This window comes from uncultured Gemella sp., assembly GCF_963525875.1.
Taxonomy (GTDB): Bacteria; Bacillota; Bacilli; order Staphylococcales; family Gemellaceae; genus Gemella.
The window spans coordinates 13,348-27,930 of sequence record NZ_CAURMG010000011.1 but is presented as its reverse complement, the minus strand read 5'-3'; the positions used below and the strand labels follow the sequence as shown (position 1 = coordinate 27,930).

The 14,583-nt window shown below is 32.8% G+C and carries 12 protein-coding genes and 1 riboswitch; of the genes, 10 read left to right on the top strand and 2 right to left on the bottom strand.

Annotated elements, in window-relative coordinates; translation table 11 throughout:
- Window positions 1-2: 2 nt before the first annotated feature.
- Entirely contained in the window at window positions 3-920 is a 918-nt protein-coding gene (gene rarD, locus RWQ73_RS03305) for an EamA family transporter RarD (protein ID WP_314406685.1), read from the bottom strand.
- A 397-nt stretch (window positions 921-1,317) separates the two neighbouring features.
- A riboswitch (glycine riboswitch) is annotated at window positions 1,318-1,414 on the top strand.
- A gap of 70 nt (window positions 1,415-1,484) precedes the next feature.
- Here rarD and RWQ73_RS03300 point away from each other — a divergent pair.
- The 9 genes from RWQ73_RS03300 to RWQ73_RS03260 all read left to right on the top strand — a co-directional run bounded on the left by RWQ73_RS03300 (window position 1,485) and on the right by RWQ73_RS03260 (window position 11,178).
- Window positions 1,485-1,853 (top strand): GrdX family protein, encoded by a 369-nt coding sequence (locus RWQ73_RS03300; protein WP_314406684.1) that lies wholly within the window; start codon window positions 1,485-1,487, stop codon window positions 1,851-1,853.
- A gap of 23 nt (window positions 1,854-1,876) precedes the next feature.
- Window positions 1,877-2,821: a thioredoxin-disulfide reductase gene (gene trxB, locus RWQ73_RS03295; RefSeq protein WP_314406683.1), complete on the top strand. Its 945-nt coding sequence runs from the start codon at window positions 1,877-1,879 to the stop codon at window positions 2,819-2,821.
- Window positions 2,822-2,859: 38 nt separating this feature from the next.
- Complete coding sequence (locus RWQ73_RS03290) at window positions 2,860-3,177, top strand: thioredoxin TrxA (protein ID WP_314085682.1); 318 nt, start codon at window positions 2,860-2,862, stop codon at window positions 3,175-3,177.
- A 26-nt stretch (window positions 3,178-3,203) separates the two neighbouring features.
- Entirely contained in the window at window positions 3,204-4,490 is a 1,287-nt protein-coding gene (locus RWQ73_RS03285) for a glycine/sarcosine/betaine reductase component B subunit (protein ID WP_314406682.1), read from the top strand.
- A gap of 49 nt (window positions 4,491-4,539) precedes the next feature.
- Window positions 4,540-5,001 carry a glycine/sarcosine/betaine reductase complex selenoprotein A gene (gene grdA, locus RWQ73_RS03280; RefSeq protein ID WP_314085678.1) on the top strand — a complete coding sequence of 154 codons (462 nt, stop codon included), beginning with the start codon at window positions 4,540-4,542 and terminating at the stop codon, window positions 4,999-5,001.
- Window positions 5,002-5,036: 35 nt separating this feature from the next.
- A complete protein-coding gene (gene grdB / locus RWQ73_RS03275; protein ID WP_314406681.1) occupies window positions 5,037-6,344 on the top strand; it encodes a glycine reductase complex selenoprotein B in 1,308 nt (435 codons plus the stop codon).
- A 55-nt stretch (window positions 6,345-6,399) separates the two neighbouring features.
- Window positions 6,400-7,923 (top strand): glycine/sarcosine/betaine reductase complex component C subunit beta, encoded by a 1,524-nt coding sequence (grdC, locus tag RWQ73_RS03270; RefSeq protein WP_314406680.1) that lies wholly within the window; start codon window positions 6,400-6,402, stop codon window positions 7,921-7,923.
- A 10-nt stretch (window positions 7,924-7,933) separates the two neighbouring features.
- Entirely contained in the window at window positions 7,934-9,073 is a 1,140-nt protein-coding gene (grdD, locus tag RWQ73_RS03265) for a glycine/sarcosine/betaine reductase complex component C subunit alpha (protein ID WP_314406679.1), read from the top strand.
- Between the two features lie 734 nt (window positions 9,074-9,807).
- Window positions 9,808-11,178 carry an amino acid permease gene (locus RWQ73_RS03260; RefSeq protein ID WP_314406678.1) on the top strand — a complete coding sequence of 457 codons (1,371 nt, stop codon included), beginning with the start codon at window positions 9,808-9,810 and terminating at the stop codon, window positions 11,176-11,178.
- Between the two features lie 100 nt (window positions 11,179-11,278).
- Here RWQ73_RS03260 and RWQ73_RS03255 read toward each other — a convergent pair whose 3' ends face one another.
- Window positions 11,279-11,971, bottom strand: coding sequence for a GTP pyrophosphokinase family protein (locus RWQ73_RS03255; RefSeq protein WP_314406677.1), 693 nt, complete (start codon window positions 11,969-11,971; stop codon window positions 11,279-11,281).
- 406 nt (window positions 11,972-12,377) lie between these two features.
- Here RWQ73_RS03255 and nrdD point away from each other — a divergent pair, with 406 nt between their 5' ends.
- Window positions 12,378-14,561: an anaerobic ribonucleoside-triphosphate reductase gene (nrdD, locus tag RWQ73_RS03250; RefSeq protein WP_314406676.1), complete on the top strand. Its 2,184-nt coding sequence runs from the start codon at window positions 12,378-12,380 to the stop codon at window positions 14,559-14,561.
- Window positions 14,562-14,583 lie beyond the last annotated feature (22 nt).

Genomic DNA, 14,583 nt, shown 5'->3' with positions numbered 1-14,583 from the left:
TTTTATTTTTTAAGACTTTCACTTACCAAACTCTGTTTTTTCATAGAGATGATGGCTGAATAGCAAAATACTGCTACGGCAACCCAAATGATAGAGAATGATATTAGTTTTTGAATACTTAGTGCTTCTCCGTATACAAAAATTCCGATGAAAAATTGCATTGTTGGGGGAAGATATTGAAGTATTCCAAGGATGTACAAGGGAATATCTGTAGCTCCTTTAGCGAATAACATAAGAGGAACAGCAGTAACTACTCCAGACAGTAATGCATATATTAAGGTAGTAGGACCAAACTTATAGAACGTTATCGCGTTATTAGAAGCGAGATAGCTTATATACATAAGGGCAATAGGAGAAACTATTGCGGTTTCGATAAACAGGCTTGCTTTCGGACTAAGTAAGATTTTTTTCTTGCATAGGCTGTATAGTCCAAATGTTAATGCTAACATGATAGAAATCCATGGCAAAGAACCTAATGATATAAATAAATAGAGTAGCGATCCTCCGACACACAAACATGCAATTGTTTGTGTACGGGTTAGTTTTTCTTTTAAAAATACAACGGCTAGAATAATCGTAACGATTGGATTTAAGTAATAACCGAAGCTTGCTTCCAGTACGTGATTAGTATTTACTGCAATGATATAAGTAAGCCAATTTCCTGTTATTAAAAATGATGCAAGAACTAGCAGTAAGAAACCTTTTTTATCTTTCCAAAGATTAGAGAGCTCAGTGTAAATCGCGTTTTTATTTTTTGCAGCTGCTACTACCAAAAACATAAAGATGAAGGAACATAAAACACGCATTGTCAAAACTTCATATGCATCGATATTTTTTAATAATTTGAAGTATATAGGGAATAAACCCCATGAAAAGTAGCATATTAATATTGCTATTAAACTTTTTTTAGTATTGTTCATGGTATGTCTCCTTATAAAATATTAAATTTCAATTTGTAGTAAATTAAGTATAACGAAAATAAGTAAATTTTTCAATGAAAACTTTCCGTGTTTTACAAAAATATTTAAATTATTTTCAAATTTTACTACTAATATTTATATTCACATAACTTACTTATACTGTATTTTCAAGTATAAAGCCAATTAGATTTATAAAATTAATTCATCAAAAAAACAAATATATTTTTTAATATATTGAAACTAAAAGTTTATAATTTAAATATTTTTCAAAAGTAATTTATATTTTTGCAATAGAATAAATAGCAATATATTTTAAGAAACCTTTAACGTCACCTAAGAAAACGTTTTTATTTATTTGAGAAATAGTATAAAATAAAAATATAAGGAAATATACTGTAAGAGTAGTGTGGGAGAGGACGTAAGGCACCGAAGGTACAAGTCGATATTTGGCAAATATTGATGAAATTCTCAGGTAAAAAGACCACATTAGGACAGAACTCTGAAGTAAATCAACAGAGAGAAAGCTAGCTTTCTTCCTGTTTTTATTTTTTAAGGAGAGGTGTTATGAAACTAATAACTAATAATCCGAGATTTATTAATAATAATTTTAGAGGAATAGAGATAGAGTATTTTGATATAAGTTATATAGATATTTTGAAGAAAGCTAGGGATTACGTACATGAAAATTATGAGATTTTGACACATCCTCTGTATGGTAGTGTTAAACCTAATGAGACGATATATAGAAGTATTATTGTTAAAAAAAGTGAAGGATTAGATATCGCCTCAATTAATTTAATTTCTGAAGCTGTAGCAATATTTGAAAAGTTTAGAAATAATAAGAAAGTTCCTGAGTGGACAGATGCTGTAAAAGATGATTTTAGTATCATTGATTATGATTTAATATTAAATGCGATAAATAGAATATTATAAAAAATTAATAAAGGAGAATAATTATGAGTAGACATTATGATGTAATTATTATAGGTTCAGGTCCTGCTGGTTTATCAGCGGCATTGTATGCTTCACGAGCTAAGTTAAGTACTTTAGTTCTTGAAAAATCAAAAAATGGGGGGCAAGCTGCGATTACTCACCTGATTGAGAATTATCCTGGAGCGGTAGAAGATCCGACAGGACCACGTGTTACGGCAAGGATGGTTGAACAGGCTAAGAGTTTTGGTGCTGAAATCAAACAAGATGAGGTTCTAAATGTTGAGCTTGAAGGAGAAGAAAAAGTAGTTACTTGTGTAAGTGGTGATTATACTGCTAAGACAGTAATTATTGCGACAGGTGCTTCACCAAGAAAATTAGATGCTCCAGGAATTAGGGAGTTAGAAAGTAAAGGTATTTCTTACTGTGCTACTTGTGATGGTGACTTTTTTGAAGGGCTTGATGTTTATGTAGTTGGAGGAGCTAATAGTGCGGTAGAAGAAGCTTTATTCTTAACTAAATTTGCGCGTAAAGTGACTATAGTATATCGTAAAGAAAATGTTCGATGTGAAAAAGTTACTGCAGAAAAAGCTAAAAATAATCCGAAAATTGAAATCTTAGGAAATACTGTAGTTACTGAAGCAATTGGGGATGGAATTTTAGAAGCAATTAGATTGAAAAATGTAATAACTGGTGAAGAATATGTAATTGAAGCTGACGAAGAAGATGGAACAATGGGATTATTCTTTTTTATCGGATATATTCCTCAAACTAAGCTATTCGAAGGAAAAGTTGAAATGACAGAAGATGGCTACATTAAAGCTGGTGAAGATACTAGAACAAATGTAGAGGGTGTGTTTGTAGCGGGTGATTGCCGCGAAAAAGATATTCGTCAAGTGGTTACTGCAGTATCGGATGGAGCTGTCGCAGCGATTCGTGCGGAAAAATATATTGCTGAGAAATTTGAATAAAATTTAAAAAATAAAAATAACATAAGGAGAAAAAGAAAATGTTAGAACTAAACAAAGAAAACTTTGACCAAGAGGTATTGGAAGCAGAAGGATATGTGTTTGTAGACTTCTGGAGCCAAGGATGTGAACCATGTAAAGCTCTTATGCCAGATGTTCATAAGTTGGCAGAAGTATATGGAGATAAAGTTAAATTTACATCTCTAGATACAACAAAAGCAAGAAGACTTGCGATTAAACAAAAAGTTTTAGGTTTACCAACATTAGCCATATATAAAGATGGGAGCAAAGTCGACGAAGTAACTAAAGATGATGCAACTATCCCTAATATTGAAGCTATGATTAAAAAATATTATTAAAATTAACTCAAAGGGAGGTAGTAGGTATGCGTCTTGAATTAGGAAAGATTCATATTAAAGATATACAGTTTGCTACAGAATCAAAAATTGAAGCAAATGTATTGTATGTAAATAAAGAAGAGCTTATAAAAGCTGTTTTTGAGGATGATGCAATCAAATCTGTTGATTTAGATATAGCTCGTCCTGGTGAAAGTGTTCGTATAACGCCGGTTAAGGATGTAATTGAACCTCGTGTAAAAGTTGAGGGACGTGGTGGTATATTCCCTGGTATCTTATCAAAGGTGGATACTGTAGGGGAAGGACGAACAATCGCTCTTAAAGGTATGGCTGTTGTAACTACTGGTAAAATAGTAGGATTCCAAGAAGGTATTATCGATATGACAGGTGTTGGAGCAGAATATACTCCATTTTCAAAAACAAATAATTTAATCGTTATTGCTGAGCCAAAAGCAGGAATTAAACAACACGAACATGAAAAAGCAGTTCGTTATATTGGATTTAAAGCTGCGCGCTACATCGCAGAATTAGCTCGTTCATTAGAGCCAGAAGAAGTAGAAGTGTATGAAACAAAACCTTTATTAGAACAAATTGCAGAGTATCCTGATCTTCCAAAAGTAGGATATGTATACATGCTTCAAACACAAGGTCTATTACATGATACTTATGTATACGGTGTTGATGCAAAACAAATAGTACCAACAATTTTATATCCAACTGAAATTATGGACGGTGCTATCGTAAGTGGTAACTGTGTATCAGCTTGTGATAAAAACCCAACATATGTACACTTAAACAATGGTGTTATTGAAGATTTATACAAAAAACATGGTAAAGAAATTAATTTCTTAGGTGTAATCATCACTAACGAAAATGTGTACTTAATGGATAAAGAACGTTCATCTAACTGGACTGCAAAACTTTGTCGTTACTTGAATTTGGATGCGGTAATTGTATCTCAAGAAGGATTTGGTAATCCAGATACGGACTTAATCATGAACTGTAAAAAAATCGAAGCGGAACAAGTTAAAACAGTTATCGTAACAGATGAATATGCAGGTCGAGATGGAGCCAGCCAAAGTTTAGCTGACGCTGACGTAGCTGCTAATGCTGTAGTTACAGGAGGAAATGCTAACCAAGTAGTAGTATTACCAAAACTAGATAAAATTATAGGACATATCGATGTAGTAAATGTAATTGCTGGTGGTAACCAAGATTCATTAAGAGAAGATGGGACTATCGAAGTAGAAATTCAAGCTATTACAGGTGCTACTAACGAGACAGGTTTTGGATACTTAAGTGCAAAAACTTTCTAAGAAATAAAATATAAAAATGTTATAGATTTAAACAAGGAGGAATAAGATAATGGTAAGTCTTATTAATAAAAAAGTAGTTATCATTGGGGACCGTGATGGTATTCCAGGCTTAGCTATTGAAGAATGTGTGAAACCAATTGAGGGATTAGAAGTAGTATTTTCATCTACTGAGTGTTTTGTCTGAACGGCTGCAGGGGCTATGGACTTAGAAAACCAAAAACGTATTAAAGAGGCTGCCGAAAAATTCGGTAACGAAAACGTTGTTGTTTTACTAGGTGCTGCAGAAGCCGAAGCTGCTGGTCTAGCAGCTGAAACTGTAACAGTGGGAGATCCAACATTCGCAGGACCACTTGCTGGAGTAGAACTTAATCTAGCTGTATATCATATTGTTGAAGAAGAGATTAAATCACAAATAGATGAAGCAATCTATGAAGATCAAGTAGGAATGATGGAAATGGTATTAGATGTTGATGAAATCACAAACGAAATGAAAGATATTCGTGGAGAGTAATTAATATTCTAAAATGAGTATAGGGGGAAATAAAAATGTCTAAAATAAGAGTAGTACATTATATAAACCAATTCTTCGCTGGAGTAGGTGGAGAAGAAAAAGCCCACATTGCCCCAGAACTAAGAACTGAATTACCACCAATAAGTGTTCAGTTACAAGGCAAGTTGGGAGAGGAATTTGAAGTAGTAGCAGCAGTAGTTTGTGGTGATAGTTACTTCAATGAAAATTTAGAAAAAGTTCAAGCTGAGCTTATTGATATGATTAAAGGATGTAGTCCTCAATTATTTATAGCGGGACCAGCTTTTAATGCAGGACGTTATGGTGTTGCAGCAGGAACTATTACTAAAGCTGTGCAAGAGGAGTTAGAAATTCCAGCAGTAACAGCTATGTATGTAGAAAATCCTGGAACTGATATGTTTAGAAAAGAAGTTTATATTCTCGAAACATCTGATAGTGCAGCAGGTATGAGAAAAGCTTTACCAAAATTAGCGAAATTCGCAGCAAAATTAGCTAAAGGAGAAGAAATCTTATCTCCGAAAGAAGAAGGATACCATGAAAGAGGAGTTCGTGTAAATTTCTTTAGTGAAAAACGTGGTTCTGAACGTGCTGTTGAAATGCTTGTTAAGAAAATCAAGGGTGAAGAGTTTGAAACAGAATATCCAATGCCTAATTTTGATAGAGTAGAGCCAAATCCAGCGGTTAAAGATTTAAGTAAAGCTAAAATTGCTTTAGTGACGTCTGGAGGAATTGTGCCAAAAGGAAATCCAGACCATATTGAGTCTTCTTCTGCTTCTAAATATGGAGAATATTCACTAGAAGGATTTAATGATTTAACTGATGCTACACATGAAACAGCTCACGGTGGATACGATCCAGTATATGCTAATGAAGATGCTGATAGAGTTTTACCGGTTGATGTAATGAGAGATTTTGTTAAAGAAGGTAAAGTTGGAAGTTTACATGAGAAATTCTACACAACTGTAGGTAATGGGACAGCTGTAGCTAGTGCTGTAGGATTTGCTAAAGAATATGCTCAAAAATTAGTAGCTGATGGAGTAGATGCTGTAATCTTAACTTCTACTTGAGGTACTTGTACTCGTTGCGGTGCAACGATGGTAAAAGAAATAGAGAGAGCGGGTATACCTGTGGTTCACATGTGTACAGTAGTACCGATTTCTCTAACAGTAGGAGCAAATAGAATTGTGCCTACTATAGCAATTCCTCATCCATTAGGAAATCCAAAACTAGATGCGGATGAAGAGAAAAAATTAAGACGTGGACTTGTAGAAAAAGCATTACATGCTTTAACTGTTGAAGTTGATAGTCAAACAGTATTCGAATAAAAAATAAAGAAAGGGGAGCTGAGGGTATATATTTTACCCTCAGCACACAATAGCTATGAATTATCCAGTATTTAAGGGGGCAGGATATATTCTTGTTCACACACCAGATATGATAGTAAGAAATGGATCTACTTGTTCAATAGAGAGAGTAACTAATCCAGATTCTGAGTTTTTAAAAGAAGTAGAAAATCATATTCGTTCGTATGATGAAGTAGTTAACTATTTACCTAATCAAGTTTATATTGGTAATAAGACTCCTGATGAGCTAAAAGAGTATTCGATGCCTTGGTATGAGATTAAAGATGAACAAGGTAAACGTCATGGTAAATTTGGGCAAATTGTACCTCAAGATGAATTTTTAGCCCTAATGAAACTATGTGATACTTTTGATTTAGTAAAACTGTCGGAAGAGTTTGTAGCCAGTGTTCGTCCTAAAATAGAGGAAAACTTCAAAGAGCTAGCTCCTTTATTCGAAAAATTAGAAGGATCTGATATAAACGATAAAGAAGATGATTTTGAAGCGTTGGTTCATGAAGGAAAAGTAGTGGGATATGTAAAAAAAGCTCACGATGTAGATGTGAATTTAAATGCTCACGTTATATTTGAAAATCTAGTTGTTAAAGCTTCAGGTGTTATTTCTGCTTTAGAATTACTTCGTAATTATAATATTAATCCAGAAGAAATTGATTATGTTGTAGAATGTTCAGAAGAAGCTTGTGGGGATATCAACCAACGTGGTGGCGGTAACTTTGCGAAATCTATAGCAGAGGTAGCTGGACTAGTTAATGCTACCGGTTCAGATTTAAGAGGTTTTTGTGCAGCCCCAACGCATGCGTTAATAAATGCTTCAGCTTTAGTAAAATCTGGCGTCTATAAAAATGTTTTAGTAGTAGCTGGAGGTGCTAGTGCTAAACTAGGAATGAATGGTAAAGATCACGTTAAAAAAGGTTTACCTGTATTAGAAGATGTTATAGGTGGATTTGCGGTATTAATTAGTGAAAATGATGGAGTAAATCCTATTATTAGAACTGATATGGTAGGTAAACATAATGTAGGAACAGGATCTTCACCACAAGCAGTAATGGGTGCTTTAGTAGCAAATCCATTAGAGAAAGCTAACTTAAGAATTACAGATGTTGATGTATTTTCAGTGGAAATGCAAAACCCTGATATTACAAAATCTGCGGGGGCAGGAAATGTTCCTGAAGCTAACTATAAAATGATAGCAGCTTTAGCAGCAATGCGTGGAGATATTGAGAAAAAAGAATTAAAATCATTTATTGAAGCAAAAGGATTACCTGGATGGGCTCCAACACAAGGACATATTCCTTCAGGTGTACCATATGTAGGATTTTTAATTGATGATCTTACAAAAGGTGATAAAAACCGTGCTATGATAGTAGGTAAAGGAAGTTTATTCTTAGGAAGAATGACTAATCTATTTGATGGAGTATCTATAGTAATTGAGAGAAATAATGGTACTGTAGAAGGAGAAGTGTCAGGAATTTCTAAAGATGAAATAAGAAAAATTATAGCAGAATCAATGAGAAAAATTTCCCAAGAAATGTTAGAAGAATAGGGGTGATACTATGAGTAAAAAAATTATATCAGAAGTATTGCTAGAAGTAGCTAATGCCATAGAAACAGGCAACTTTGGTAAAAAATTAAAAGTTGGTTTAACAACTTTAGGAAGTGAACATGGCTTTGAGAATTTAATTCAAGGAGCACTATTAGCGAAAAATCCTATATTCGATATAGTTTTAATAGGTGCAGGTCATAAGGATTTCGAATCATATGAAGCGAAAGATGAAGAAGAAGCTCATAAAATTATGGAGGACTTATTAGACAAAGGAGAAATAGCATCTTGCGTTACGATGCATTACAACTTTCCGATTGGAGTATCTACAGTAGGTAGAGTTATTACCCCGGCTAGAGGGCGTGAAATGCTTCTTGCGACAACGACAGGCACATCTGCTACTAACAGAGTAGAAGCTATGGTTAGAAATACTCTATATGGTATTGCAACGGCAAAATCACTAGGAATAGAAAATCCTACAGTAGGAATAGCAAACGTAGAAGGTGCTAGACAAGTTGAAAAAATATTATTGGAACTTCAAGGAAATGGTTATAACTTTGAGTTTGCAACATCGCAAAGAGCAGATGGCGGTTCAGTAATGAGAGGAAATGATTTATTGATGGCTACACCAGATGTTATGGTTGTTGATTCATTGACTGGGAATTTGTTTATGAAGGTATTTTCAGCATTTAATACTGGAGGAGATTATGAGGCTAGTGGTTATGGATATGGTCCTGGTATTGGTGAAGACTATGACCGAAGAATATTAATTTTATCAAGAGCTTCAGGTGCTCCAGTTGTGGCGAATGCACTGAAATATGGGTATGAAATAGCAAAAGGAAAAGTAAATGAAATAACTAAACTAGAGTACGAAAAAGCTAATACTGCTAAATTGGGAGAACTACTTTCTAAATTGAAAGTAAAAAAAGAAGGACCAAATACTGAAGAAGTAAAAGTGCCGGATAAAGAAGCAGTTACTTCTCAAATCTCAGGAGTAGATATCTTAGATCTTGAAGATGCCACTAAAGTATTATGGAAACATGGTATCTATGCAGAAAGTGGAATGGGATGCACAGGACCAATAGTTCTAGTAAATTCTTCTAAGAAACCTCAAGCAAAAGAAATTCTTAAAGAAGCGGGATATATTTCTTAGTAAAATAATAGAAAATGTCGCTTTAAGTAGTTGTATGAGAAGATAATAAATAAAAGAGGGAGTGACTCAAAAATCCTAATTTCTTAAGAAATAAGATTTTGTCGAATTACTCCCTCACAGTTTATTATAACTCTAAAAAAATTTTTATAAAGTGAATTTAGATGTTAATAAACATCTGAGATTATAATTTCTCATTTAAACTCTTTTAAAATTTAGGATTTTTGGGTCAGCCTCGTAAAGCTAAATGGAGTAATTATTTTGAATTTAACATGAATTTTCATACCGTAGATAGAAAAGGTCCTGTATAATGACTTGAGAACTAGGAAAATTTTTGAGATGACAGTGTCTTCGATTAGATAGTTATAGATATATTGAGGTACGAATAATAGTTAATTATGATTTTTATATAATCATGCAAAGAATGTTATTCCTATTTTTTATGAATAGATGATAGTTATATTGATATCGATTGATAGAAAAATTTGAATAATTTACTTACAGAAGTTATAATATAGGTTGTATTGATAAGAAAAGTTAGAAGATAGATAATAGTGTATTTGATAATTATAGATTTAAATTTAATTGTTATTGGTAAGTTTTATACCGGTATAAACGATGAAAGTTTGAGAAAAATACCGAGGTAGTTAATCTAATGTATAGTAAAAAAGGATTAAAAATAATATTGAAAGTTATAAAGGAATGAATAACTTATATGAAAGGAGATTTTTTTATTGATGCAGATATTTAGAAAAAAATCATTAGAAAGGATACTTGGTGAAAGTGGTAAAAAAACATTAAAACCAACTATGAGAACGATAGACTTAATTCTTTTAGGTGTAGGTTCAGTTATAGGTTCAGGTATTCTTGTTCTAACGGGAGAAGCATCTTCTAAAGCCGGTCCATCTGTAATTTTTTCATTTTTAATTGCTGGTTTGGCTTGTGGATTAACAGCATTATGTTATGCTGAATTATCATCGGCAATCCCGTCAAGTGGAAGTGTCTATACGTATAGTTATATGACATTAGGTGAGATTGTTGCTCACTCGATGGGATGGCTTCTTGGGGGGAGTTATATTATTGCAGGAGCAGCCATAGCAAATGGTTGGTCGAGTTATTTTAAAAATTTATTACAAGGTTTTGGTGTTGCTACACCTAAGGAGTTTACTTCGCTACCAAGTGAAGGTGGTTATGGGAATATACTAGCTATCACTGTTGTATTATTAATAATGATAGTGCTATTTAAAGGGACAAGTAGTAGTAAATTTGTTAATAATTTTATGGTTATAATTAAGATTTGCGTAATTATTTTATTTGTTCTAGTAGGAATATTTTATGTAAAACCAACAAATTGGACAGATAGCTTTGCCCCTCAAGGTTTATCAGGAGTTATGGTAGGCGCTACAACTGTATTTTTCGCGTATTTAGGTTTTGATACAATTTCAACTTCGGCGGAAGAGACGATAAATCCTCAAAGATCGTTGCCAAGAGCTATAATAATTACATTATTTATTTGTACAGCTTTTTATATTACAGTTTGCTTAGTATTAACAGGTATGGTGCCTTATTATCAACTAGGAAAAGGTGATGCATTAGCATATGTATTAGAAGTTGTAGGTCAAGATAGGGTAGCGGGAATTGTGTCACTAGGAGCTGTAATAGGACTTTTAGCTGGGCCACTAGCAACTATGTTTGCCTCAATAAGGATTTTATTTACGATGAGTAGAGACGGACTGCTACCAAAGAGCTTAACTAGGTTAAATAAAAATGGAGTACCTGGTTCAACAACAATAGGAGTAGGTATACTTATGGCATTACTGACAGGATTTTTACCGTTAGGACAGTTAGCTGATTTGGCTAATGTTTCATGGATTATTGCTTTCGCATTAGTTAGTTATTCGACTATTGTGATAAGAAAAGAATATCCTAACGCAAGTCGAGGGTTTACAATGCCGGGAATGCCGTTTTTACCAATATTATCAATTTTATTATTCCTTGTGTTACTATATGGTATTCAATTATCTACGTGGATAATTTTTGGATGTTGGATTCTAGTAGGTTTAGTAATTTATTTCGGTTACTCGATGAAACATAGTATAGAAAAATAGTAATAAAACAATCCTCTTATATTAGTTTTAGGCTAATATGAGAGGATTATTTTGTTAGTTTAAAATTAGAATTAGTTTCTATTGAATCTATTGCGAAAAATTATAAGAATTGCGAATCGTCTTCTATTATTTCTTTAACTTTTTGCATTTGATTATCCAGTTTAGCACTTATCTCCGCACAGAGTAGTAGGCGACGTTCGATTTCTTTTTCTTTTTCCTCGCTAAGGTTCTTTTTATATCTAAGTTTATGTTCTAGACTTGCCCAAAAATCCATGGCGATTGTTCTAAATTGGACTTCAACAGCTACGTGTTCTACCTTATCTGATAAGAAGATAGGTACTTTAACAATAAGGTGATAACTTCTATAACCATTTTCTTTGTGATTTTTAATATAATCTTTTTCAGCTATAACTGTTAGGTCGTGCTGTTGTTTTAAAGCATCTACAAGTTTATATACATCATTTTTGAATGAGCATATAACGCGAACACCAGCTACATCATAGATATTTTCTTTAATTGTATCTATATCGAACGGTAAGTCTAATCGCTTAAGTTTATTCATTAAACTTATTGGTGTTTTTAATCTTGTTGTGACAGATTCTATAGGATTGCTTTCACCGTGTAAAGAAAATTCTTTGTCAAAAACATTAAGTTTTGTTTCAATCTCAAGCATTGCACATTCATAGTGCATAAATAATTCTACATATGGTTCTAATTCGTTTATTAAAAGTGAATTGTCATTTTCTATTGAAAATAACTGTTCAGTAAGTTTCTCGATTTGCGTTTTTTTCATATATATTTCTCTCTTTTTTATTTAATATAATTTTATCATAAATCCCAGTATTAAAACATAGTTTAAGTAATAAAAAATATAATTTTTTTAATTATGAGTGAACATTTTAATTATCATTTTTAATTAGCTACATATCGCAGTGCATAAAACTGTATTATAAATTTCACCTATAAAAAAATAATACAGTATCATATGTAAACCTCTGGAAACGTTGATATGCAAGTATTTTTGTTGAGTGAAGTAGAAAACAGCAATGCTAGAAAAATTCACAATTAAGGTAAAAGGCTAGGGTATAAGGTTCCTGGATTTCCCGGAAATATAAATTATAGACAGTGAAGATATTTTAAGATAATATAGTATTGTAATGTATTTACAAATGGAAAATAATAACGAAATGGGGGATAGCATGTATAAAAACAATTTATTTTCATATACTAAAGCAAAGGTGGATAATTTAACTAATAATTTACTTGTAATAAAGAGGGATGGACGAGTAGTTAGATTTGATGCTGAAAAAATATATAAAGCAATAGAAAAAGCGGTTCACTCTGTATTTGGAACAAAGCATAGTGTTAATATCGATGGTATTGTAGACAATGTTATTATAGAAATAGCAAATAGATTTAAAGATAATATAAAAATTTATGAGTTGCAAAATATTGTAGAACATACTCTACTTACTTTAGGCGAAGAAGCTATTTATGAAGAGTACGTTGGATATAGAAGTATGCGAGATATTGAACGTGAGCGTAGTTTAGACATAAATGTGGCAATTGAAAAATTAGTTAATCGTGACGAGAATGTCGTGAATGAAAATGCGAACAAGGATAGTTTAGTTTTTAATACACATCGTGATTTAACTAGTGGAATTGTTGCTAAGGCAATTGGGCTTAAAATGTTACCAAAGCATGTGGCTAATGCTCATCAAAAAGGAGAGATTCATTATCATGATCTTGATTATTCTCCTTATCAGCCTTTAACTAATTGTTGCTTAATTGATTTCAAAGAAATGTTGACAAAAGGATTCAAAATTGGTAATGCTGATGTAGATAGTCCAAAAAGTATTCAAACAGCTACGGCTCAAATGGCTCAGATTATTGCTAATGTTGCCTCAAGTCAATATGGAGGGTGTAGTGCTGATAGAATAGACGAAGTGTTAGCTCCTTTTGCAGAGTTAAATTATAAGAAAAACTTAAAAATGGCACAAGAGTGGATTGATGATGAAGAAAAGCAAAAGAAATTTGCGAATGAAAAGACTAAAAAAGATATCTTTGATGCAATGCAGTCTTTAGAATATGAAATTAATACTTTATATTCATCACAAGGGCAAACGCCATTTACATCATTAGGTTTTGGATTAGGAGAAGGATATTTTGAAAAAGAAATTCAAAAAGCTATACTTAAAGTAAGAATTGAAGGATTAGGAAAAGAAAAGAGAACGGCCATTTTTCCTAAGTTGATATTTGTTATTAAAGATGGGTTAAATCTAAAATCAACAGATCCGAACTACGATGTAAAAGAACTTGCATTATCATGTGCAACTCAAAGAATGTATCCGGATGTACTTATGTATGATACTATTACAAAGATTACAGGTAGTTGCAAGACACCTATGGGATGTAGATCGTTCTTACCTGCATGGAAAAATGAACAAGGGGAGTTTGTAGAAAGTGGACGTATGAATTTAGGAGTAGTAACGTTAAATCTGCCTAGAGTTGCACTTGAATCAAAAGGAAATAAAGAAGAGTTCTGGGAAATTTTTAAGGAAAGATTAGAAATTTGTAAAGATGCATTAGACTATAGAGCGAAACGTTGTGGGGAGGCTAAACCTCAAAATGCTCCTATTCTTTATATGCACGGAGCTTTTGGAAAACGTCTTAAACCTGAAGATAGAGTAAAACAGCTTTTTGATAACAAACGTTCTACATTGTCGCTTGGATATATAGGGTTATATGAAGTTGCTAGTGTCTTTTATGGAGGGGAATGGGAGAAAAATCCTGAGGCAAAAGAATTTACATTAGATATCATGCGTTATATGAAAGAATGCGTAGATAAATGGACAGCAGAAGGGGATTATTGGTATAGTATTTATTCAACACCTAGCGAGTCTTTAACTGATAGATTTTGTCGAATGGATACTGAGAAGTTTGGTATTGTAGAGAATATCACAGATAAAGAATACTATACTAACTCATATCATTATGATGTAAGAAAAAATCCAACACCATTTGAAAAATTAGATTTTGAAAAAGATTATCCTTATTATGCTAGCGGAGGATTTATTCATTATTGTGAATATCCAGTGTTGAAACAAAATCCAAAAGCATTAGAAGCGGTTTGGGATTACGCATATGATAAGGTAGGATATTTAGGGACAAATACGCCGATTGATCGTTGTTATAAGTGTGGCTATGAGGGAGAATTTGAACCAACTAAAAAAGGATTTAAGTGTCCTGAATGTGGGAACAGAGATCCAAAAAGTTGTGATGTTGTTAAAAGAACATGTGGGTATTTAGGTAATCCTCAAGCGAGACCAATGATTAAAGGACGTCATAAAGAAATCGTAGCAAGGGTTAAACATTTAAAATAATATTTTTTAGATAGAAGTGATA

Excerpts from the sequence above, each read along its gene's own strand:
- RWQ73_RS03290 (WP_314085682.1), top strand. The coding sequence starts at position 2,860 with ATGTTAGAACTAAACAAAGAAAACTTTGACCAAGAGGTATTGGAAGCA.
- nrdD (WP_314406676.1), top strand. The coding sequence starts at position 12,378 with ATGTATAAAAACAATTTATTTTCATATACTAAAGCAAAGGTGGATAAT.
- RWQ73_RS03285 (WP_314406682.1), top strand. The coding sequence starts at position 3,204 with ATGCGTCTTGAATTAGGAAAGATTCATATTAAAGATATACAGTTTGCT.
- RWQ73_RS03260 (WP_314406678.1), top strand. The coding sequence starts at position 9,808 with ATGCAGATATTTAGAAAAAAATCATTAGAAAGGATACTTGGTGAAAGT.
- rarD (WP_314406685.1), bottom strand. The coding sequence starts at position 920 with ATGAACAATACTAAAAAAAGTTTAATAGCAATATTAATATGCTACTTT.
- grdC (WP_314406680.1), top strand. The coding sequence starts at position 6,400 with ATGAATTATCCAGTATTTAAGGGGGCAGGATATATTCTTGTTCACACA.
- RWQ73_RS03255 (WP_314406677.1), bottom strand. The coding sequence starts at position 11,971 with ATGAAAAAAACGCAAATCGAGAAACTTACTGAACAGTTATTTTCAATA.
- RWQ73_RS03300 (WP_314406684.1), top strand. The coding sequence starts at position 1,485 with ATGAAACTAATAACTAATAATCCGAGATTTATTAATAATAATTTTAGA.
- trxB (WP_314406683.1), top strand. The coding sequence starts at position 1,877 with ATGAGTAGACATTATGATGTAATTATTATAGGTTCAGGTCCTGCTGGT.
- grdD (WP_314406679.1), top strand. The coding sequence starts at position 7,934 with ATGAGTAAAAAAATTATATCAGAAGTATTGCTAGAAGTAGCTAATGCC.